The organism is Mycolicibacterium sp. XJ662, assembly GCF_053484035.1.
In genome coordinates, this window is record NZ_JBEFTL010000010.1 from 183655 (window position 1) to 205695 (window position 22041).

Genomic DNA, 22041 nt, shown 5'->3' on the forward strand with positions numbered 1-22041 from the left:
TTACTCCCGGTGTTCGGGCCAGCGTCGAGTGGCCATCTGCCGCGCCTCGTCGATCCGACCGCGGGCGTTGAGCTTTTCGCATAGCGCAAGGTACTGGTTAGCAAATTCGCTGTACCCTGCGTGGTTGCCCTCCGCCTCGGCCAACAGCGCTCGCGACCGCAGCCACCACAGATCCATCGCCGGTATATCGGGATGGCGGGCGAGCGGATTGTCGATGATGCGTTGTGCCTCAGCGAGGTCGTCTGACCCGGACCTCTCGACGAGTAGTTCGACGAGGGCCTCGCCCGCGCGACTGGCGAGAAGACGAATACCCCGCGTCGTGTGCACTCTGAAGCAGTCACGCAGCTCGATGATGGCCTCATCTCGGCGCCCTTTGGATGCGGCGTCCACGGCGAGATCCGCCGCGACGGCCGGCAGCGCGGCAGCGAACAGACTGTACTTACACATTTCTTCGCGAGCGCTTTGCAGCAGTCCGACGGCTTCGGTGCGGTCGGAAGCGTCGGTGCGCAGCAAGGCGACACCCGTAGACCATTGTGCGGCGACGATGCAGAATCGGTCACCAAATGTCTCAGCGCGCGTGACGTTTTCACGCATATCGCCGATAATCTCGGTCGGCCTCAACATTCCGACTGCTGCCAACACACCCCAGTACGCCCACACAACCGCCTGGCTGGCGGGCGGTAGGTCCTTCGCCTTCTCGTAGCTTTCCAGCATGTGGCGGCGGCCGTTCTCATGGTCTCCGGTGTAATACTCGATTCCACCCCGGACCGCGATACTCAAGGAAAGCTCCATGGTCGCCACATGCTCGAGGGCAGACGTGATCTGGTCGATCGTCTCCAGAGCCGCATCGAAATCGCAATTTGCCAACCGTGCGTACGCAATCGCGAACAGGATGACGCCGACCGTCTCGGTATCGCAGTCGAGCTGGTGGACGATCCCATTCAATTCCTCTGCGAGCTTCGCCCCTTCGGGCACACGAATGTCGTTGTTGGTCAGCGAGATGACCCGACCGGCTATCGCAACCGCAAGCGACGTCATATCGCCGGCCTGTGACGCCATAGCTCGGAACTCTTGGAACTGCTCGTCGGCGTCGGCGTCGTGGCCGACGAAAACCGCCTTCGAGATGAGCATCGTCCGCGGCGCGATTCGCATCGCGGCGATGTCGTCATGATCGTCGGGCAGCTGATCGGCGATGCGTCGCGCGCTTTCCCAACGGGTGCGGGCTGCTTGAAGGTCACGCAGCGCAAGCCATTCAGCTGCGCGCATATGCCAGTGGTATGCGTCGACCAGGTCGCCCGCGGCCTCGTAATGTGTGGCGATGAGTTCCGCGTTCTCGTCGGCGGTTGCTGGCTCGTGTCCCCTGGCAGCAGCGGCCAGTCGTCGGTGCGCCTGCGCGCGGGTAGCGGCCAACTGTGATTCATAGGCCACAGTGCGCACCAGCGGATGACGGAAGCAATATCGCTGGGTCGGAACGAATTCCGTCTGATCGATGAGCTCGGCCGACACCAGGTCGGCTAGCCGCGACGGCTGGGCGTCGGGCAGCAGGGTGCTCAAGGCTTCCAAGTCGAACCCGGTACCGATCACCGCAGCCGCGTTCAGAATCGACTTCGCCTCGGCAGGCAGCCGATCGATGCGGGCGGCGAGAACAGCTTGAACGGTAGCCGGCACGCTGATTTCGCTGACGTCGTGAGCCAGCCGATAATCGCCACGGCTTCCGGTCAGCACCCCGCTGCCCGCCAGATCCCGCACAATCTCCTCTGCGAAGAACGGATTACCCAGCGCTGCCACCGCCACGCGGTCGGCAAGCGACTTGAGGGAGGGGTCATCGCCGAGCAACTGCTGGACGAGGGATGCCGTTGTCGAACCCGTCAGTGGCGCAAGGGTGATTGCATGGCGTGCGCTCTGGTGCAGCCCACCGTGGAACTCCGGTCGATGGGTGACGACGAACGTCGACGTCGCTACGTTGAGGGTGGCGGCGAATTGAGAAAGCACTTCGTCACTTGGTGCATCTATCCAGTGGGCATCCTCGAGGATGAAGACTGTGCGCGTTGACCGGGTGAGCGCAGCCTGCGCCATCACTTCGACCAGTCTCCTGCGCCTGCCGTCAATCGTGGCTGGAAGCGGCTCCGCATCTGATTCGGCGATGCCCATCGCCTCGAACAGCATCTGAGCATCGGGCGATTGCGGCGGCAGAAGGCCGTTGTACTGCGCGGCCGTGAGGTCTCTGGCGTCAGCGTCGCTGAGTCCTTCGACCGCGAACATTGCCCGTAGCATCCGCGAAAGCGTGTGAAAGGCCAGTGTTTTGGTGTGTGCTTCGCAACGGGCGGTGACGACGTCGACGCCTTCACCGGCTGCGATCGCTGCGAACTCGTCGACCAGCCGGCTTTTGCCGACCCCAGGATCACCGACGACCGCAACCAGGCCGCCCGTACTAGCGCCGAGAAACTTGCGCAGCCAGCCCAACTCGGCATCACGGCCCAACATCGCGCCTTCGTTGCGGCCCACGACCTTCTTACCGGACTCCACCGCTAGCAGCCGACGAGCCGGCGTCGGGCTGGCTTCGCCCTTGACCACGACCTCCTCGACCGGACCGAGAGTTGCGAGGCTTTCGACGAGCGCAGCGGTGGCCTGCGAGCACAGCACCCCGCCTGCGGGCGCGGCGGCTTCCATGCGTTGTGCCATGCCGACGGGGTGACCCACAGCGGTATACCTGCCGGGGCCGGCCCCGATCTCACCCGCGATCACCTCACCCGAGTTCAGGCCGACGCGAAGCTGAAGGTCGATTCCGTCGCTGCGGCGGACCTCGTCGGCCAGGCAGTTGGTGTCCTGCTGTATCTCCAGCGCTGCGATGCAGGCGCGCAGCGCGTGATCCTCGAGCGCGAGGGGCGCACCGAAAAGGGCCATCAGGCCGTCTCCGGTGAACTTGTCGACTGTGCCCTGGTAGCGCTGAATTATGGCGGCGGCCCGGTTGAACAACTCGTTCATGAGTTCTCGGAGCCGTTCCGGATCGAGGACCGAAGCAAGCTTCATCGACCCGACGACGTCAATGACTAAGACGGTGATTTGCTTACGCTCCCCGGGGGAGGCCGTCGTCGATATACGTGCACCGCATTCATCGCAGAAGCGAGCGTTGATCCTGAGCTCGTTCCCGCATGTCCCACACCGATCGGTGGCCTCGGCCACCGGACCGACCATCACCCGGTTTCCTTCCCCGCCAGTGACCACCATGATTACTCAAGGCGGCATCTGCGGGTCGCGTTTTCCGCAGATAGTGACCGCAGGTCATCGGCCCGATCCGACAGGTCCGGTCGCGGTAGCCAGCTGATATGTAGGCATCGTTTGTCAAGAGGCAGGTGAAAGCCGCCCCGGTTCGATGCCGGGGCGGCTTTCGTTTGATCGGGGTCAGTCCGGTGCCGCGGCGGTCGTTGGTCAACGACGGTTGGTGTCAGACTGATATACGCGGGTTGGGTACCGCAAGACGATGGTTCGGCGCGAACGGTGGCTGCTCTCTAGGGACGGGCGTCACATCATCATTCAGTGAATGATGATGCTGCTCATAGTTGTAACGCAGATTCAGTTCGCCTACCTCGCCGTCGACCGGCTGGCTCCGATCAAGTTGGGTGATGGCCTGTTAAGTCAGCGTGGCCAGTGACCAGCACCAGCCGGCCAGCTCGCGGGCGATCGCGACGTTGGCCACCACGTGGGGCTTCTTGCGTTCGTTGAACCGGCACCACTGCTGGTGCAGCCGTCGGTTCCCGGCATGCCCGCGATCCTTGAGCGCCGGGTCGACCTTGGCCCAGCGGGCCCGCATCGTCGGTCCGGGATTGCGGTAGGCCGCTCGGTGGTGCCAGGCCGATTCAATCAACAATCGACGGACGTGGGCATTTCCGGCCTTGGTGATCGAACCCTGCACCCGCGAGGCGCCCGAGGAGTACTCGGTGGGGACCAGCCCGACGTAGGCGCCGATCGAGGATCCGGTGAACCGCGTCCAGTCCCCGATCTCCACGGTCAACGCCAGACCGGTCAGGGCCGAGATGCCGCGCAAGCAGCCCAACCGGTCGACCGGATCAGCCCACCGCGGTGAGGCCGCGACCGTGACGATCTGTTCGTCGAGCCGGTCCCGCGCTGCGGTCGCTGAAAGGACGGCGTCGAAGTGGTGATCGAAGGCCGCGGTGGTGTGGGAGTCGTCGAATCGTTGGCGCCGAAGCCAGGTTTCGTGCACGCCGTTCCATGCGTGCCCGCCCGAGTACACCCGGCCTTGGCGCAGTAGCAGTTTGGACAATCGGTGCCGAACCCGCATCAGATCGGCGCGGGCGTCTTCGCGAGCGCGGACCAGGTCCCGCACGGCCTCCACCTCGACTTCGGGCACCGTGACCGCGGTAACCTCGCCCAACCGCAGCAACCGAGTCAGATGCGCCGCATCACGGGCATCGGTCTTGACTCGGTCCCCAGCCGGACGGATCAGCTTCGATGGCGCCGCGACCACGCAGTCGATCTGGGCAGCGGCCAACGTCCGCGCGAGCCCGAAGCCCGTCGGCCCGGCCTCATAGGCCACCCGCACCGGGCCACGAAGCCGGTGCAACCAATCGAGGATCTCGCCGTGATCGGGACACAACCGCGCCCGCTCGACCTGACCCGTCTCCTCATCGACGGCATGCGCAACCACCGAAAGCGCGTGCACGTCCAACCCGACACTCGTACCGTTGAAACTCACCGGAGGCCTCCTGATCTGCAACTGTGGCTCTACCCGTGCGAGTGTTCACTCGACACCGGCAACCCACGCCCGATTGCAGCCCGAGGCCTTCGGCCCCGAGTCAGCCCCCATACCGTCTAGGCGATGGCGCCGGCGTCCTTGAACTTCTCGATGCGATCCCAGTCCATGCCGATCTCCATCAGCACGACCTCGGTGTGCTCGGAGGCCTGTGGTGCCCGGGTGGTCTCGAGGGGTTCGTGGTTGAACTGCACCGGACCGCGGACCACCTTGAACGGCTCACCGCCGTCGCCGGCCTCCACCTCAACGACCATGTCGTTGGCGACCGCCTGCTCGTCGCTGGCGAGGTCGATCAGGCTCTGGAACGGCGCCCACTGCCCCTTCATGGTCTTGAGGTGCTCGCGCCAGTAGTCGAACGGCTTGCTGCGGATCGAATCGGCGATGAGTTCGACTGCGGCGGCGGCGTTCTCGATCAACGGCAGCACGTCGTTGAACCGGGGATCGTCGGCAAGTTCCGGCAACCCGAGGTGTTCGAACGCATCGCGGATGTATCCGGTCGGGCTGACGATGCACAGGTTGATGGTGCCGCCGTCGGAGGTCAGGTAGTTGCCCAGGAACGGGTTCACCGTCGGCGCCACGGAGTCGGGCATCAGCGACCGCATGGTCTCGCCGGTCTCCATGCCCTGTGTGACGCTGGCGCCGGCCGCCCACCACGCGGTGCTCAGCAGCGAGACGTCGAGTTCGGCCGCCTCGCCGGTGCGCTCGCGGTGAAACAGTGCGGCCGAGATCCCGCCCGCGATGTTCATGCCGCCGATCGAGTCGCCGAACGCCGGAATTCCCTGCGACAGTGCGCCGCCGATCTCCTCGGGCGTCAACGCGTGACCGACGCCGCTCCGAGTCCAGAAGGCCGTCCCGTCGAAACCGCCGATGTCACGTTCGGGCCCTTTGTCGCCGTAGGCGCTGCCGCGCGCATAGATGATGTTCGGGTTGGCCGCGCGGATGTGCTCGACGTCGAACTTGTGCTTCTGGCGCTGCCTCGGTAGGTAATTGGTCAGGAACACATCGGCGGTCTTCGCGATCTCGTAGAGAACTTCCTGACCCTCGGTCTTGGACACGTCGATACCGACGCTGCGCTTGCCGCGGTTGGGATGCTCGATGAGCGGATGGCGGTTCGGGTCCATCTGGAAGCCACCCATGTTGATGAAACCCCGCTGGGTGTCGCCGCGCACCGGATGCTCCACCTTGATGACGTCGGCACCCCAGTCGGCGAGGATGGCTCCCGCCGCCGGAACGAACGTGAACTGTGCGACCTCGAGGACGCGAACGCCCTCCATCACCTTGATCAAATCGGCCCTCTCCACACGCCAGCGTCGGCTTTGAATTATCCTACTGTAATGGTTACAGTTGAGCGTCCCGCAGCCTCCGATTGTATGGGGTGCAGGTGAGCGACGCTGCCGAACCGGCCGAGACCAGCGTCGACATCGGCCGCCGGGCGGCCGGTCGCGCCGAGAGTCGCATGCTCATCGACGGCCAACTGGTTTCGGCGACATCCGGCGCGCAGTTCGACAACCTCAGCCCCGCAACGGGTTCGGTGCTGGGCAGCACCGCCAGCGCGGACGGACCGGATATGGAACGCGCGATCGGAGCCGCGCGGCGGGCCTTCGATGACACCGACTGGTCGACCAACCGCGCGTTGCGCAAGCACTGCCTCGAACAGTTGCAGGCGGCGATCGAGGCCGAACGCGACGAGCTGAGCGAGGAACTGATCGCGGAAGTCGGGTGCCCCGCGATGACGACGCAGTCCGCGCAACTCGACTGGCCGTTGGCCGAGGCGCTGCGCTATCCCGCCGGCCTGATCGACACGTTCGAATGGGAGCGTCGACTCGACGGTGGCGGCCTGTTTGGGGAGCGCAACGTGCGCACGGTGGTCAAGGAACCCGTCGGCGTCGTCGGCGCGATCACACCGTCGAACTTCCCGATCGAGGTCATCCTCAACAAACTCGGTCCCGCGCTGGCGACCGGCAACACCGTCGTGCTCAAACCCGATCCGAACACGCCGTGGAACGCCACCCGGCTTGGCCGGATCGTGGCCGAGCACACCGACATTCCCGCCGGTGTCCTCAACGTGGTACCGACCGCGTCCAACGACGTGGCCGGGCTGCTCGGCACCGACCCCCGCGTCGACATGATCTCGTTCACCGGATCGACCGCGGTCGGCAAACTGTTGATGCGCCAGGGCGCCGACACCGTGAAGCGCATGTTTCTCGAACTCGGCGGGAAATCGGTGGCGATTGTGCTCGACGACGCGAACCCGGCCGCGGTGGTCGGCGCCGCGATGGGCGTCTGCGTCCACGCCGGGCAGGCCTGCGCGGCCACCACCCGGATGCTGGTGCACAAGTCGTTGTTCGACGACACGGTGGCCAACATCACCGCCGCATATCAGGCCGTGCCCGTCGGCGACCCGGCCCAGCCGGAAACCCTTGTGGGGCCGGTGATCAGCGCCGCGCAGAAGGGTCGCGTGCTGGCCGCGATCGACGGCGCCCGCAGTGACGGCGCCGAGGTCACCACCGGCGGCGGCGCGGTCGATGGTCTGCCGGGGCATCTCACCGGCGGCCACTACGTGGCTCCCACCGTGATCGTCGGCGTCGACAACAGCGCCGCGATCGCCCAGGAGGAGGTGTTCGGGCCGGTGCTGATCGTGCTGCCCTTCTCCGACGACGACGATGCGGTGCGCATCCAGCGACAGCGCCTATGGCCTTGCCGGGGCGGTGATCTCACGCTCGCACGACCGCGGGATGAGTATCGCCCGGCGGATCCGCACGGGCGCGTTCGGCGTCAACGGCGGCATGTTCTACGGCGCCGACGCACCGTTCGGCGGGTACAAGCACAGCGGGGTGGGCCGCCAGTGCGGCATCGAGGGCTTCGAGCAGTACCTGGAGACCAAGACGATCGCCCACCGCACACCCCGCAAGTAGTGATTTCGGCGCGGAAACACCCCCTGAGGGGGCATGAGCGCGCCGAAATCGCCGGATCAGGCGGCGGCGATGAGGGCCTCGGCCTGATCAAGGATGCTGTCGAGGATGTAGTCGTAGTCGATGTCGTCGGCGAACCCGATATAGCGGTCGCCGCCGGTGCGCTGGGCGGGAAACCCCTCGGTCTTTTCCTGCAACCGCTCGAGCACCACCGAGCCTCGGATGTGCACCGAGATCGCACCGTAGATCTCGACGGCCTGCTGCGGAGTCAGCCCGGCCTGCACCAGCGCCGCCAGCGGTTGCTCGATCTTCTGCAGCGCGCCGTGGACCGCTTGGCTACCGAACTGGCCGCGGATCAACACGAGGTCGCACATGATCGGGTCATCGCGGAACCGGCGTCGCATCGTGTGGGCGTGTTGGCGCAGTGACGTGCGCCAGTTCGACGCGTCGATCGACGGCGCGGTGAACTTGAACCGTTGCAGCGCGCGGTCGGTCATCGCGTCGAGCAGATCGTTCTTGCGGCGGAAGTACCAGTAGATGCTCGTGACGCCCACGTCCAGGTGCTTCGCCAGTTGCGGCATGCTCAGGTTGTCGATCGACACCTCGGCGGCGACTTCGAAAGCGCCATTGATGATTTCGTCAGGGCTGATCGAGCCGCGGTCCCGCCGTTTCCGGTCAGGTACTGATGCGTTCTTCGCCACGGATCATCGCGCGGCGTCGAACGTCACCGGAATCGCCGTCGGCGAGCGGAATGGCTGACCCCAGATGTGCGGGTTGTCGTCGGTGACGAGCTCGACATTGGCGAGCCGGTCCAGTAGACATTCCAGGGCTACGCGGGTCTCCATCCGCGCGAGATGCAGGCCCATGCAGGTGTGCTCACCCGCGGCGAACGAGATATGCGGCGTGCGGTCGCGGAAGATGTCGAACTCCTCGGAACGTTCCCAACGGTTTTCGTCGCGGTTCGCCGATCCGATGCACACGTCGATGACCGCGCCCTGCGGGATCTCGACGCCGGCGAGTTCGGTCGCCTCGGTGGCGGAGCGCTGCACGGTGGTCAGCGGTGTCTCGAACCGCAGCCCCTCTTCGATTGCGGCCCCGATCAGTTCGCGGTCGGCCTGTACGGCGTTGAACTGTTCGGGGTGAGTCAGCAACAGGTACAACAGGTTTCCCGAGGACCGGTAGGTAGTCTCCAGGCCGGCGGGCAACAACAGCCGCAGGAACGAGAAGATGGCCTCGTCGCTGAGCTTCTCGCCGTCGATTTCGGCGGTGACCAGATCGCCGATGATGTCTTCGGTCGGTTTCGACCTGCGCTGGTCGATCTGGGTGAGGAAGTAGTCCTTCAGCGCGTCGGATGCTTCGAAGGCGCGCTTGTAGTTGACGTGGTAGCTGATCAGCTCGACAGCGCGTTTGCGAAACCACGGCAGGTCGTCTTCGGGTAGTCCGAGGAGCCGCGAGATGACGCGGGTGGGGAACTCGAAGGTGAAGTCTCGCACCAGGTCGGCGTGCCCGTCGTCGATGAACTCGTCGATCAACGCGGTGACGACCGGTCGGACGATCTCGGGTTCCCAGCGGGACAGCGACCTCGTCTTGAAGGCCTTGGAGACCAGGTTGCGATGGTCCCAGTGCGCCTTACCTTCCATCGCCAGGATCGTGGGCCCGATGAACAGGCCGATGGTGTTGTCATAGATCTGTGAGTTGAACACCTTGCCGTCGCGGAACACCCGGTTGACCGCATCGAAAGACACTGCGGCGTACAGGTTTTCCGGCATGGCCTCCGGGGCCTTGGACCAGTCCATGACGCTGCCGCTGAACACACCGCTGGTGTCCCTGCGCTTCTGCGCGAAGAGGGGATAGGGATCGCGAAGCAGGTCGAAGCCTTCATCGACCGTGACATCCTGTACTGGGCTATCCACGGCGGATCTCCATCGTTTCGGTCGGGACAGGTAACCTGCCACAGGTACTGTAAAGCTTACAGTATCGGGCTACGCGATGGATAGATACCGGCCTGGACCGCGAAATGCGACGGCCTTAGGCCTCGCTGGTCGCCTGTTCACGGGCCCACCGGTAATCGGCCTTGCCGGCAGGGCTGCGTTCGATCGCCTGCCGGAACACGACGGCCTTCGGCAGCTTGTAGCGCGCGATCGAGTTGCCGGCGTGCTCGATGAGTTCCTGTGCGTCGGCGCTGGCTCCCTCGACGAGCGAGACCACCGCGACCACCTCCTGACCCCACCGCTCGCTGGGCCGGCCCGACACCACCACGTCGGCCACCGCCGGATGCGACAGCAGCGCGGTCTCGACCTCCTCGACGAAGATCTTCTCGCCGCCGGAGTTGATGGTCACCGAGTCGCGGCCGAGCAGTTCGATGCCGCCGTCGGCCAGATGGCGCGCCCGGTCGCCGGGTATCGAAAAGCGCACGCCGTCGATGACCGGAAAAGTCTTTGCCGTCTTCTCGGCGTCGCCCTTGTAACCCAGTGGCACATAACCACGTTGGGCGAGCCACCCGATGCCGTCGTGGCCGGGTTCCAGGATGGTGCTGAGATCCTCGGCCGCCACAAACGTATCCGGGCCCGCGTTGAACTTGCCGGTCGACACCGCACCGGGCGCCGACATGTGGTTCATCTGGATACCGGTCTCCGACGATCCGACGCCGTCCATGACGATCAGCCCGGGTTTGACGTCGATGAGGCGCTGTTTACCCGTCGGGGTGAGCAGCGCGCCGCCGTTGGCCACCACCGCCATCGACGACAGATCAGCCGAGCTGCGTTCGATCGCGTCGGCCAGCGGGCGGGCCATGGCGTCGCCGACCACCTGCACTGCAAGCACCTGCTCCCGTTCGATGGTGCGTACCACCTCGTCGGCGTCGAACTTGGCCGGATTCTCGGAGAACACCACGGCCTGCCCGGTGCTCAGCGCGGTCATCACGGCCCACTGGGCGGCCCCGTGCATCAGCGGCGGCAGGGTGAAGATCTTGGTGCCCGGGTTCTCCGCGACGCGCTTTCCGATTTCCTCATAGGAGGTGGTGAGTTCGCCGGTGGCCATGTTGCGCCCGCCGAACGACGTCATGAAGATGTCGTGCTGACGCCAAAGCACACCCTTCGGCATACCCGTGGTGCCACCGGTGTAGAGCACGTAGAGGTCGTCGGGTGACGGCTCGACGGGTGGCGGCGCAACCGACCCGGACGCGACGATCGATTCGTAGTCGACGGCGCCGTGGACCAGGTCGTTGCCGGAGTCGTCGGCGATTTGGATGAGCACGCGCAGCTTCGGCAGCTTCGGGAGAACCTCGGCCACCCGGGGCGCGAACGCTGCGTGATAGACCAACGCCGTCGCGCCCGAATCAGCCAGCAGATACTGCAGTTCGTTCTTGACGTACCGGTAGTTGACGTTGAACGGCGCCACCCTGGCCCGCCATGAGCCGAGCATCGCCTCGACGTACTCGGGCCCGTTGTAGGCGTAGATGCCCAACAAATCCTGACCGGCTTCGTGCCCCTGCAGATCGGCGCGTTCGGTGTGGCAGCCCAACCCGCGGCTGTGCAGGTAGGCCGCGAGGCGGTTGGCGCGTTCGTTCACCTGCGTATAGGTGTAGCGCCGCTTGCCCTGGATGATGAACTCCCGGTCGCCGACGGCGGCCGCGACCGTGTCGGCGACGGCTGGAACGGTGAACTGTGTGGTCACAGACAGTGGGCCTTTCGAGGGTGCCTTTCAGGGCTGATGAGCGAGGAGTTTGATCATCAGACCATTGGCATCGGATAGTACGTTGCCCTGCGCATCGGCCATCGTGGCCCTCTTTGCGGCGGTCGACGGCGTCATCGGTTACTGGGTGGCGGGCACTTCGTAGAACTGCGTCGCCCACTTCCGCATGGCCATGTAGGGCTTCGCATCGACCTTCGACAGCGCGGGGTTCTCGATGTACTCCTGGTAGCGCCAGATGTTGAGGTCGTCCCACACGGTGCCCATGAACTGCCGCTGGACTTGCTCACGCACCTTGTCCGGCGGCACGTCGGAGGTGTCGCCGGGCAGCCGCGGCCACCAGATCGAATAGAACATGTCCGAGTAGCCGTCCTCCACCGGTGTGCAGGCGAAGATCAGCCGGTGGTTCGAGGAGCCCTCGAAGGCGCTGATCGCGAAGCCCAGTCCGGAGAAGTGGCTGTGGATGTAGAGCGCCATCTTGTCGGGATCGTCGCTGCGCGCATCGGGCCAGCCGGTGAGGAATCGCCATTCCTCGTCGACGGTCTCCCAGTTCAGGTTGACCGGCGTGACGGTGGCGCCGTGCACGTAGCGGAAGTGTGCGCTGTCCGGTCCGTTCTCCGCGACGATCTGCGGATGCACCGGTTCGCGCTCGGCGCGGCTCGAAAACTCCGGGTACGGGCGGTAATACGCGTCTTCGGCGGTTGGGAACTGCGGGAACTTGTGGAACAGGTCCGGCAGTTGCCACCGCGGTGGCTCGCCGTCCGGCTGGTGCCAGGCGAACACGCAGCCGTACTGTTCGACGACCGGATAGACGCGCAGCCGCAACGCCTTGTTGGGCCGGTCGGGTTGGTAGGGGATGTAGCGATTGGTCCCGTCCGGGCCCCAGCGCCAGCCGTGGAACGGGCATTCGACGCAGTCGCCGACGACCTTGCCGCCATGGCCGATGTGGGCGCCGAGATGACGGCAGTGCGCGGACAACACATGCAGCTCACCGGATTCGTCGCGGTAGGCGACGAGGTCCTCGCCGAAGTACCGCAGCGGGCGCACTTCGCTCTGCGGAAACTCAGCCGACCAGCCGATCATGAACCAGCCGGTGACCTTCCAGGTGAACGGTACTTTCATCCCAGGCCGCCTCCCGCGTCCGCCAACTCAATGGAAGAGCTTACAGTAGCGGTTTCAGGAGGTGCTGTGCCGAACGGCGTTTATCGGAAACGCGCCGGCCGACCGGCGCAATACTGTAATAGTTACAGTATCTCCACTTCTGGACGCGAGGTACCGACCTGTGACCACACCTGAGGATGCCCGCTTCGACGCGATCGTCATCGGGGCCGGGTTCTCCGGCTTGTACGCGCTGCATCGGCTCCGCGGGCAGGGCCTGCGTGCCGTCGTTCTGGAGAAGGCCGAGAACGTCGGCGGCACATGGCTGTTCAACCGGTATCCGGGCGCGCGCTGTGACATCGAGAGCATCGAGTACTCCTACAGCTTCTCCGAGGAGATCCAGCAGGAATGGGTGTGGACCGAGACGATGCCGCGCCAGCCCGAGATCGAGGCGTACCTGAACTTCGTCGCCGATCGCCTCGATCTGCGCCGCGACATTAGGTTCCACACCGAGGTCACCGCGATGGCCTTCGACGAGGTCGCCGCCCAATGGGAGGTGCAAACCACGGCGGGCGAGATGCTGCGCGCGCCGTTCGTCGTCGCGGCGACGGGCATCTTGTCGGTGCCGAAGGAACCCGAGATCCCGGGCATGGATTCGTTCGAAGGGGTTTCGTTGTTCACCAGCCGGTGGCCGAAGCAGGATGTCGACCTCTCCGGCAAGCGGGTCGGGGTCATCGGCACGGGCTCCACCGGGGTGCAACTGATTCCGGTCGTCGCCCAGCAGGCCGCTCACCTCACCGTGTTTCAGCGGTCGCCCGCCTACACGCTGCCGTGGGAGGTGCGCCCCTTCGACGACGGAGAACTCGACAAGCTCAAGGCCAACTACGCCGAGATCCGCGCTGCGCAGCGGGAACACGCGGTGGGGGCGGCTCGGCTGAGCGCGTTCTCGGTGATGTTCGAGATGATGACCAAACCGCCGCTGAAATCCGCGTCGCGTGAGGAGCAACTGCGCGCCGTCGACGAGGGCGGCGTCATCGGCGCGCTGAGTTGGGGCGACGTGTTCTTCGACATCGAGGCCAACCAGATGGCGGCCAAGCTCTACGGCGAAGCCGTGAGCCGCATCGTCGACGATCCCGACACCGCGGCGGCGCTGACCCCGACGCACCCGTTCGGATGTAAGCGCCCGATCATCGACCAGGGTTATTACGAGACGTTCAACCGGGACAACGTGACGCTCGTTGACCTGCGCAAGGCGCCGATCGTCGAGGTCACTCCGACCGGCATCCGCACCGAGCAAGGCGATCACGAGTTGGACGTGATCATCTACGCCACCGGATTCGACGCGATGACGGGGGCGATGACGCGGATCGCGGTCACCGGCCGAGACCAGACGTCTCTGCGCGACTTCTGGACCACGGAGGGACCGTATGCCTACCTCGGGATCGCGGTGGCCGGGTTTCCGAACCTGTTCATCGTCCAGGCCCCCGGAAGCCCCGCCCCGGCAAGCAATTTCGTGACCGCGCTCGAGCAGCATGTGGAGTGGATCGGTGACTGCATCGACTACCTGAGAGGCCACGGGTACCGCACGATCGAGGCGTCACCCGACGCCCAGCGCGAGTGGGTCGAGCACACCACGTCGCTGGTCGCGCCGACGGTGCTCGACCATCCGACGTGTAACTCCTGGTACAACGGCGGCAACGTGCCCGGCAAGAAGCGGATGTACATGGGTTACACGGCAGGCATACCGGAGTACCGACGTCGGTGCGAGGAGATCGCCGACGCCGGCTACACCGGTTTCAAGCTCGCATGAGGACCGCCGAACGCGCTTACCGCATCACCCGCGACTTCGCCGGGATCCTTCCGCGGGCCCACGCCGCGGTCGACGAACCCGGCTGGAACCCGCTGTCCCGTAGCGGCGCCCGGCAGTTCGGCGAGGTCTTGCTCGACGAGCTGGCACTGACCTCGATGACGCTGACCGCCCCGCCGCCGAAGCTGGAGCGCACGGTGCAATCCTGCGCGGCCGTAGCCGATGAGTTGACCGCCGCGGGCCTGGCCGGCGTGCACGTCGAACCCGAACCGCTGCAGCCGAACACAGTGCGGCGGCGTCGGTTCGGGCGGTTGCGGTATGAGCAGCTGGTGTACGAGCACGATCCCCACCTGCCCGCGCCGTTGGCCGCGCTGGGTTTCGGCGGTCGCGCCACCGCGGCGGTCCACCTGTGCCGACACGATGACGAGCAGCGGCCGTGGCTGGTGTGGATTCACGGCGCCGGCCAGGGGCAGCCGATCGACCTGGTGTTCTCGCGGGCGCGGCGGCTGCAGGAGCGCCTCGGGTACAACATTGCGTTACCGGTGCAGCCCGGTTGCGGGGTCCGGCGCAACCGATGGCCGATCTACCCGAACATGGATCCGCTGAACAACCTGGCGGGCATGATCCGGGCGGTGTCGGAGGTGCGGGCCGTGCTGCGTTGGTTGCGCCCGCAGGCGAGCACCGTTGCGGTGTCGGGGGTTTCGATGGGAACCCCGGTGGCGGGACTGGTCGCCCACCTCGAGCAGGTCGACGCCGTCGCCGTGTACACCCCGATCTTCGGTCTCAACGCGATGATCGCCGCGCACCTGGGCCGGTGGGGTCCGTCGGTGCGCAACACCATCGAGTTGCTGCGCTCAGAGCCCGTCGAGCGGGTTTCCTCAGTGGTGGACTATCAGGCCCTCGAACCGTCGGCGCCGCCACAACGCCGGTTGATCGTCGGCGCCTGGCACGACCAGATGGCCCGGCGAGAACCCGCTTCGCAGTTGCATCGGCGCTGGGGCGGCCAGTTGTACTGGCATCCGGGTAGCCACGTCGGGCACCTGTTCGCCCGCGGTGTGCAGGACGCGTCGGAACGGTTTCTGGCGTCGGTGCGCGAAGGGGTGCGGGGATGACGGCAAGCACTGCCGCGGTGCCCGGCGGCATCGACGAGGTCGACGCGGGCTGGCTGACCGAGGCGCTGCGGGTCGACGCGGGCATCGGCGAGGCCACGGTGACCGCTGTGCGCGCCGAACAGATCGCGATGGACACCGGCTTTTCGTCGCTGCTGTACCGACTGCACCTGACGGGCACTGCCGTGCCGGCCACGCTGATCGCGAAGCTGCCCGCGCAGTCCGAGGCGCGCGGCGCGATGGAACTTCTCGGCGGCTACCGGCGCGAGGTGGCGTTCTACCGCGACGTCGCTTTGCACGCACCGATGCAGACGCCGCGGGTGTATGCGGCCCGAATAACCGAGGGCGGCGCCGATTTCGTGTTGTTGCTCGAGGACCTCGCTGACTGGGATAACGCCGATCACCTGGCGGGGCTGACGATCGAGCGCGTCCGTATCTGCATCAGCCAGCTCGCGGGACTGCACGCGTGGTCATACGGATCCGCTGCGCTGGAGCAGTTTCCGACCCTCGATACCGCGATCGCGCGGGACCTGTTGTTGCCCGCCTTCGGGCCGGGCTGGCACGTCTACCGCGCGCACACCGAGTCCGCGGTGGCGGCGGCGACGGCCGCGTTCGCCGAACGTTTCGCCGAGCGCGCGGTCCAGGCATTGCCGGTGTTAACCGAACGCGACATGCTGCTGCACGGCGACATCCGCGCCGACAACATGTTCTTCGCCGGCGATGAGATGAAGGTGGTGGACTTCCAGTTCGCCGCGCGCGGGGCGGGCGCGGCCGACGTGGCGTACCTGGTCACCCAGGGTCTGCCTGCCCGGGTGCGGGCCGGACACGATGAGGCGCTCGTGCGGGAGTACCTCGAGCACGTGGCAGCCTACGGCGTCACGGATTATTCGTTCGACGAGGCGTGGCGGCAGTACCGCTTCGCGGCCGTCTACCTGATGGTGTTGCCGGTCATCATCCTCAACGGCTGGGATGCGCTGTCCGAGCGGTCCCGCCGGCTGTGTCTGACGCTCACCGACCGGGCGGTGGCGGCAATCGAGGAGATCGGCGCCCTGGAGGTGTTCGCATGACACGGTCGGCCCGCGAAGTGGTGGAACTGTACAACCTGGTGGTGTGGAATCAGCGCGACTTCGCGCTCGCCGAGGAGTTGCTGGGCGACACCGTGATTCGCCATGAGGTGGGCGAGGAGGCGCACGTCCTGACCCATGAGCAGGCGGTCGGCCGGATCGTGGACATGTGGGAGATCACCGAGGACATCCGCTTCGATCTGAACCTGGTGGTGGCCGGTGACGACGGCGAGCACGTCGCGATCGTCTACGAGTCTCCAATCAAGATGAAGGACGGGACGCAGACCACGATCGGCAGTATGGAAGTGTTCCGGGTAGTCGACGGCAGGATCGTCGAAGTGTGGAACTGCGGCTACAAACAAGGGATCTGGGCGTGAACGACGAAGTGCTGGGTGAACTGGGCTACTACCTGCTGGCCGGCGCCGGCGGTGAAGGGCCCGCCACGCTGATGGACGAGGCTCGCCGCGGTGAGGAACTCGGGTTCGGCACGGCGTTCATCTCCGAACGGTGGAACGTCAAGGAGGCGTCGTCGCTCGTCGGTGCCGCCTGCGCGGTCACGTCGCGCATGCAGATCGCCACGGCGGCAACCAATCACAACACCCGCCATCCGCTGATCACCGGCTCGTGGGCGACCACGATGCACCGGTTGTCCGGGGGGCGGTTCACGTTGGGGATCGGCCGCGGGGTGGCGGCGATGTACGCGGCGTTCGGCATCCCCTCGGTGACGACGGCGCAGATGGAGGACTTCGCGCAGGTCATGCGTCGACTGTGGAACGGCGAGGTGATCTTCAACCACGACGGGCCTATCGGCAAGTACCAGGTGCTGTTCTTGGATCCGGACTTCCGCGAGGACATCCGGTTGGCGATCGTGGCGTTCGGCCCGCAGACGCTGGCGCTGGGTGGTCGGGCGTTCGACGACGTCGTGCTGCACACCTACTTCACGCCCGAGACGCTGAAGCGGGCGGTCAAGACCGTCAAGGACGCCGCCGAGCAGGCGGGCCGCGACCCGGACAGCGTGCGGGTCTGGTCGTGCTTCGCCACGGTCGGCGACCACCTGCCCGAGGAACTGCGGCTGAAGAAGACGGTGGCCCGGCTGGCGACCTATCTGCAGGGTTACGGCGATCTGTTGGTCAAGACCAACGGCTGGGATCCCGCTGTGCTGCAGCGGTTCCGCGACGACGCCGTCGTGCAGTCCATCCCCGGCGGCATCGACCACAAGGCCTCACCCGAGCAGATCGAGCACATCGCGACGCTGATTCCCGACGAGTGGCTGGAGCCGTCCGCCACGGGGTCGGCCCAGCAGTGTGTCGAGCGCATCCGCAAGGAGTTCGACTACGGCGCGGACGCGCTCATCATGCACGGTGCAACCCCGGATGAGTTGGAGCCGATCGTCGCGGCCTACCGCGCGTCACGGTGATTTCGGTGCGCAAACGAGCGCTGGCCGATGGTTAGCGCACCGAAACCGCCCGCAAACTAGGGTGTGATCGTCGTGCGGGCCACCGGTTCCGCCGCGGCTTGACGGCTGGAGAGGCCCCGCTGCAGCCCGGTCAGCAACGCGTTGCGGGTCTCCTCGGGATGGATGAGCTCGTCGAAACCGAGATGACCGGCCGATCGGAACGACGCCTCGACCTCCATCTGACGAAGCCGCGCCTCGACATCCTCGGCGGCATGCGAAGCCTTGCTCAAGGCGGCCGCGCTCATCGCGCCCATCGTGGCGCCCGGGTAGGCGAACGTCGCGCTCTGGTTGTCAAACCCCAACAGCGACATCACCATCGAGCCGAAGCCGTACGCCTTGCGCAGCGTGACATGCAGCTTGATGGTCGTCGCCGCGGTCTGGGCGGCGAACATCCGCGCACCGCTGCGCAGCACGCCCGCCTTCTCCGACCGGCTGCCCGGCAGCATGCCGGGGTTGTCGGCAAGGAACACGATCGGAAGGTGAAACGAGTCGGCGACGGTGATGAAGTGTGCGGCCTTGTCGGCGGCGTCGGCGTCGATCGAGCCGGCGATCACCTGCGGTTGGTTGGCCACTACCGCGACGGGGTGCCCACCGAGATGTGCCAGCGCGCAGATGATCGCGGGACCGAACTTCGGCTGGACCTCGAACCAGTCGGGGCGGTCGAAGACGACGTCGAGCACGCGCCGCATGTCGTAGACGCGTCGATTGCCCCTGGGCACGACGTCGAGCAGTTCGGCGGTGGTCCGCGGCGCGGCCGCGTCGTCGGCGGGCAGCGACTCGGGATAGGACCAAGCGCTGGAAGGGAAGTAGGACAGGTAACGGCGGATGTCGTCGAGCGCGGCTTCGTCGTCTTCGGCGAGGTTGTGGATCACGCCGCTGGCCAGCGCCACCGTCGGTCCGCCGAGGTCTTCCTTCGTAATCTCTTCGCCCGTCGACTCTTTCACCACGGGCGGTCCGGCGGTGAAGATGGCGCCCTGCTGGCTCATCACCGTCCAGTCGCATACCGGGGCGACCAGTGCGCCGTGGCCGGCCGACGGTCCGAGCAGCCCGGCGACCATCGGCACCTTGCCGGAGCACTGCGCCTGGGCCAGCAGGTCCGTCGGCGTGCGACCGTAGTGTTCACCGCTGGGCCGAAAGCCCGCGCCCTCGAGCAGCATGATCAGCGGAACGCGGTCCCGTAACGCCAACTCCGCCAACCGATACCGTTTGGCGTTACCGCCGGGGCCGATGCTGCCCGCCAACGTGGTGAAGTCCTCGGCGCCGATCAACACCGGCCTGCCGCCCAGATATCCCGAACCGGCGACGATGCCGTCGGCGGCGATGTCACCGCCGACCAGCGTGCCGAACTCGCGGAAGGTGCCTTCGTCGAGCAGATAGGCGATGCGTGCGCGCGCGTCGAGCTTGCCTTTGCCGCGGTGCTTGGCGAGCCGCTCGGCACCGCCCATCCCGTGGGCGTGTTCGCGTCGACGCGTCAGCTCGGCGAGCGTGTCTTCCCACCCCTCGGCCTCTGCCATCCCAACTCCTGTCCTCGGATAGGCGATCGTCGCACCGGCGTATCCGCGTTGACCATACTGAATTGCTTACTGTAGCGTCTACGACCATGCTTAGCGGCGCCGACCTGAAGGTCGACGGGGCGGTTTCGAGCCAGTTGGCCAACGTCGTGGACGCGGCGAGCACACTGCAACGACGAGGCTACGACGGCTGCTGGACGGCCGAGGTGGCCCATGACCCGTTCCTGCCGCTGACCTTGGCCGCCGAACACACCGAGACCCTCGACCTGGGAACCAGCATTGCGGTCGCGTTCGCGCGTAACCCCATGACAGTCGCCAACATCGGGTGGGATCTGCAGGAGTTCTCGCGCGGACGCCTCATTGTGGGCCTCGGCTCGCAGATCAAGCCGCACATCGAAAAGCGGTTCAGCATGCCGTGGAGCCAACCGGTGCGCCGCATGGGCGAATTCGTGCACGCGATACGCGAAATCTGGACCTGCTGGCGCGACGGGACCAGGCTGCAGTTCGACGGCGACTTCTACACGCACAAGCTGATGACGCCGATGTTCACCCCCGAGCCCCACGACTACGGCTTCCCCCGGGTGTTCCTGGCCGCGGTGGGTGAGGCGATGACGGAATTGTCCGGTGAGGTCGCCGACGGGGTGCTCGCGCACGCGTTCACGACCAAACGCTACTTCGCCGAGGTGACGACGCCGGCGCTGCAGCGGGGGATGGCGCGGTCGGGTCGGCGCCGCAGCGACTTTCAGGTGTCGTGCCCCATCTTCGTCGTCACCGGCAACGACGAAGCGGAGTTGGCGGCGGCCGCTGTGGCCACGCGTAAACAGATCGCGTTCTACGGGTCGACGCCCGCCTACCGCAAAGTGCTCGAGTTGCACGGGTGGGGTGACCTACACACCGAACTACACCGGTTGAGCCTGGCGGGGCAGTGGGACGACATGGGCACGCTGATCGACGACGAGATCCTCGAAGCGTTCGCGGTCGTCGCGCCCATTGACAAGCTGGCGGCCAAGGTCCGGGACCGCTGCGACGGGTTGATCGACCGGGTGCTGATCGGCTTTCCGGCTGCGGTCCCCGAAGAGACTGTCTGCCAAGTCGTTCGAGAGCTGCGCGGCCAGCCGGCCGCATGAGTGAGAGGCCACCAATGAGTACTCGCGTGATCGACGAAGCGGCGAGGGTGTTCGCCGACCCCCGCGCCTACGCCGACGAACCCAAGTTGCACGCGGCGTTGACGCACCTGCGCGCCAACGCCCCGGTGTCATGGGTGGACGTTTCCGGCTACCGTCCGTTCTGGGCGATCACCAAGCATGCCGACATCATGGACATCGAACGCGACAACACGCTGTTCACCAACGCGCCACGGCCGGTGCTGATGACCGAAGAGGCCGACGAACAACAAGCGGCGGTGGGCATCAGCACCCTGATCCACCTCGACGATCCGCAGCACCGTGACCTGCGCGCGATCGGCGCGAACTGGTTTCGTCCGAAAGCCATGCGCGCGATGAAGGTTCGCATCGACGAACTGGCAAAGCGATTCGTCGACGGCATGCTCGATCGAGGAGACCGGTGTGACTTCGTCCAGGAAGTCGCGGTGAACTATCCGCTCTACGTGATCATGTCGATGCTGGGCCTGCCCGAATCCGACTTCCCGAAGATGCTCAAGTACACCCAGGAACTGTTCGGAAACGACGACGAAGAACTGCAACGCGGGACGTCGAAGGAAGAACAGGTCGGCGCGCTGCTCGAGATGTTCGGCTACTTCACCGACGTGACCGCCTCACGCCGCGAACACCCGACCGAAGACCTCGCCTCGGAGATCGCCAACGCCACCATCAACGGGGAACCGCTTTCCGACATCGAAACCGTCTCTTACTACGCGATCGTCGCCGCCGCCGGGCACGACACCACCAGCGCCGTCATCTCCGGCGGCCTGCACGCGCTGATCGAGCATCCCGACCAACTGGACCGGTTGCGCGCCGACATGGACCTGATGCCGTTGGCCACCGAGGAAATGATCCGCTGGGTCACCCCGGTCAAGGAGTTCATGCGAACGGCCCGCGCCGACACCGCCATTCGCGGTGTTCGCATCGCGGAGGGGGAGTCGGTGCTGCTGTCTTACGCCTCGTCCAACCGCGACGAGGACGTCTTCGACGATCCGTTCCGCTTCGACATCGGACGTGATCCGAACCGGCACAACGCGTTCGGCTACGGTGTGCATTTCTGTCTCGGGGCCGCGCTGGCCAGGATGGAGATCAACAGCTTCTTCAGCGAGCTGATTCCGCGGCTGAAATCGGTCGAGTTGGCCGGACCGGCAGAGCACATCGCCACGATCTTCGTCGGCGGGCTCAAGCACCTGCCGATCCAGTACTCGCTGGTTTAGTCCCCGCCCGAGTTGCCGCGTGCCGCGGCGTGCAAAGCATCACCGCGGGAACCCTTTTCGGTCTTGGAGAGGGCTTTGATGCTGACATCATGGCCCTCGGCGGCTTTGCGTAGTGCGCCGACGGTGGCTTGGTCTTTGGGTATGTGGGTGAAGGGGTCCCAGTTGTACCAGCGCATGGCGTTTTGGTAGGTCATCTTGTTGATCTCGTCGTCGGGGACGTTGTTGGCGGTGAGCACCTCGTCGAGT

At 65.9% G+C, this 22041-nt stretch carries 15 protein-coding genes and 2 pseudogenes; 8 read left to right on the forward strand and 9 right to left on the reverse strand.

Features of this window, described 5'->3' with window-relative positions:
- From ABQE93_RS22495 to ABQE93_RS22505, 3 genes are all read right to left on the reverse strand, one after another.
- Positions 1-3183 carry an adenylate/guanylate cyclase domain-containing protein gene (locus ABQE93_RS22495; protein ID WP_448410454.1) on the reverse strand — a complete coding sequence of 1061 codons (3183 nt, stop codon included), beginning with the start codon at positions 3181-3183 and terminating at the stop codon, positions 1-3.
- A 448-nt stretch (positions 3184-3631) separates the two neighbouring features.
- The gene (locus tag ABQE93_RS22500; protein ID WP_448410452.1) at positions 3632-4714 is read right to left on the reverse strand and encodes an IS110 family RNA-guided transposase; all 1083 of its coding nucleotides are present in this window, start codon (positions 4712-4714) and stop codon (positions 3632-3634) included.
- A gap of 116 nt (positions 4715-4830) precedes the next feature.
- The gene (locus ABQE93_RS22505) at positions 4831-6045 is read right to left on the reverse strand and encodes a CaiB/BaiF CoA transferase family protein (protein ID WP_448410664.1); all 1215 of its coding nucleotides are present in this window, start codon (positions 6043-6045) and stop codon (positions 4831-4833) included.
- 182 nt (positions 6046-6227) lie between these two features.
- Between ABQE93_RS22505 and ABQE93_RS22510 the strand changes: the two are divergent.
- A pseudogene (locus ABQE93_RS22510) lies at positions 6228-7686 on the forward strand (aldehyde dehydrogenase family protein).
- Positions 7687-7742: 56 nt separating this feature from the next.
- Here ABQE93_RS22510 and ABQE93_RS22515 read toward each other — a convergent pair.
- From ABQE93_RS22515 to ABQE93_RS22530, 4 genes are all read right to left on the reverse strand, one after another.
- Positions 7743-8384 carry a TetR/AcrR family transcriptional regulator gene (locus ABQE93_RS22515; protein WP_448410450.1) on the reverse strand — a complete coding sequence of 214 codons (642 nt, stop codon included), beginning with the start codon at positions 8382-8384 and terminating at the stop codon, positions 7743-7745.
- 3 nt (positions 8385-8387) lie between these two features.
- On the reverse strand, positions 8388-9596 hold the full coding sequence (locus tag ABQE93_RS22520; protein ID WP_448410448.1) for a cytochrome P450: 1209 nt from the start codon (positions 9594-9596) through the stop codon (positions 8388-8390).
- A gap of 115 nt (positions 9597-9711) precedes the next feature.
- Positions 9712-11358 carry a medium-chain acyl-CoA ligase Mig gene (locus ABQE93_RS22525; RefSeq protein ID WP_448410446.1) on the reverse strand — a complete coding sequence of 549 codons (1647 nt, stop codon included), beginning with the start codon at positions 11356-11358 and terminating at the stop codon, positions 9712-9714.
- 138 nt (positions 11359-11496) lie between these two features.
- Positions 11497-12495, reverse strand: coding sequence for an aromatic ring-hydroxylating oxygenase subunit alpha (locus tag ABQE93_RS22530; protein WP_448410444.1), 999 nt, complete (start codon positions 12493-12495; stop codon positions 11497-11499).
- A gap of 160 nt (positions 12496-12655) precedes the next feature.
- Between ABQE93_RS22530 and ABQE93_RS22535 the strand changes: the two genes are divergently transcribed.
- The 5 genes from ABQE93_RS22535 to ABQE93_RS22555 are packed head-to-tail and all read left to right on the forward strand — an operon-like array spanning position 12656 to position 17868.
- Entirely contained in the window at positions 12656-14281 is a 1626-nt protein-coding gene (locus ABQE93_RS22535) for a flavin-containing monooxygenase (protein ID WP_448410442.1), read from the forward strand.
- On the forward strand, positions 14278-15390 hold the full coding sequence (locus ABQE93_RS22540) for an alpha/beta hydrolase (protein ID WP_448410440.1): 1113 nt from the start codon (positions 14278-14280) through the stop codon (positions 15388-15390). The genes ABQE93_RS22535 and ABQE93_RS22540 overlap by 4 nt, the downstream gene beginning before the upstream one ends.
- Complete coding sequence (locus ABQE93_RS22545) at positions 15387-16454, forward strand: phosphotransferase (protein WP_448410438.1); 1068 nt, start codon at positions 15387-15389, stop codon at positions 16452-16454. The genes ABQE93_RS22540 and ABQE93_RS22545 overlap by 4 nt, the downstream gene beginning before the upstream one ends.
- Entirely contained in the window at positions 16451-16828 is a 378-nt protein-coding gene (locus ABQE93_RS22550) for a nuclear transport factor 2 family protein (RefSeq protein WP_448410436.1), read from the forward strand. The genes ABQE93_RS22545 and ABQE93_RS22550 overlap by 4 nt, the downstream gene beginning before the upstream one ends.
- The gene (locus ABQE93_RS22555) at positions 16792-17868 is read left to right on the forward strand and encodes a TIGR03857 family LLM class F420-dependent oxidoreductase (RefSeq protein ID WP_448410434.1); all 1077 of its coding nucleotides are present in this window, start codon (positions 16792-16794) and stop codon (positions 17866-17868) included. The genes ABQE93_RS22550 and ABQE93_RS22555 overlap by 37 nt, the downstream gene beginning before the upstream one ends.
- A gap of 56 nt (positions 17869-17924) precedes the next feature.
- Here ABQE93_RS22555 and ABQE93_RS22560 read toward each other — a convergent pair whose 3' ends face one another.
- Entirely contained in the window at positions 17925-19421 is a 1497-nt protein-coding gene (locus ABQE93_RS22560) for an acyl-CoA carboxylase subunit beta (RefSeq protein ID WP_448410432.1), read from the reverse strand.
- An 86-nt stretch (positions 19422-19507) separates the two neighbouring features.
- Here ABQE93_RS22560 and ABQE93_RS22565 point away from each other — a divergent pair, with 86 nt between their 5' ends.
- Both ABQE93_RS22565 and ABQE93_RS22570 read left to right on the forward strand, forming a co-directional pair.
- The gene (locus ABQE93_RS22565; RefSeq protein WP_448410430.1) at positions 19508-20545 is read left to right on the forward strand and encodes an LLM class F420-dependent oxidoreductase; all 1038 of its coding nucleotides are present in this window, start codon (positions 19508-19510) and stop codon (positions 20543-20545) included.
- 14 nt (positions 20546-20559) lie between these two features.
- The gene (locus ABQE93_RS22570) at positions 20560-21795 is read left to right on the forward strand and encodes a cytochrome P450 (RefSeq protein WP_448410428.1); all 1236 of its coding nucleotides are present in this window, start codon (positions 20560-20562) and stop codon (positions 21793-21795) included.
- On the opposite strand, the pseudogene ABQE93_RS22575 reads toward ABQE93_RS22570, so the two are convergent.
- Positions 21792-22041: pseudogene (locus ABQE93_RS22575) on the reverse strand (amidohydrolase family protein); the annotation flags it as partial. The gene ABQE93_RS22570 and the pseudogene ABQE93_RS22575 overlap by 4 nt on opposite strands.

Bases quoted from the DNA above. Each gene is read 5' to 3' on its own strand.
- ABQE93_RS22505 (WP_448410664.1), bottom strand. From the start codon at position 6,045: ATGGAGGGCGTTCGCGTCCTCGAGGTCGCACAGTTCACGTTCGTTCCG.
- ABQE93_RS22530 (WP_448410444.1), bottom strand. From the start codon at position 12,495: ATGAAAGTACCGTTCACCTGGAAGGTCACCGGCTGGTTCATGATCGGC.
- ABQE93_RS22540 (WP_448410440.1), top strand. From the start codon at position 14,278: ATGAGGACCGCCGAACGCGCTTACCGCATCACCCGCGACTTCGCCGGG.
- ABQE93_RS22545 (WP_448410438.1), top strand. From the start codon at position 15,387: ATGACGGCAAGCACTGCCGCGGTGCCCGGCGGCATCGACGAGGTCGAC.
- ABQE93_RS22550 (WP_448410436.1), top strand. From the start codon at position 16,451: ATGACACGGTCGGCCCGCGAAGTGGTGGAACTGTACAACCTGGTGGTG.
- ABQE93_RS22560 (WP_448410432.1), bottom strand. From the start codon at position 19,421: ATGGCAGAGGCCGAGGGGTGGGAAGACACGCTCGCCGAGCTGACGCGT.
- ABQE93_RS22565 (WP_448410430.1), top strand. From the start codon at position 19,508: ATGCTTAGCGGCGCCGACCTGAAGGTCGACGGGGCGGTTTCGAGCCAG.
- ABQE93_RS22570 (WP_448410428.1), top strand. From the start codon at position 20,560: ATGAGTACTCGCGTGATCGACGAAGCGGCGAGGGTGTTCGCCGACCCC.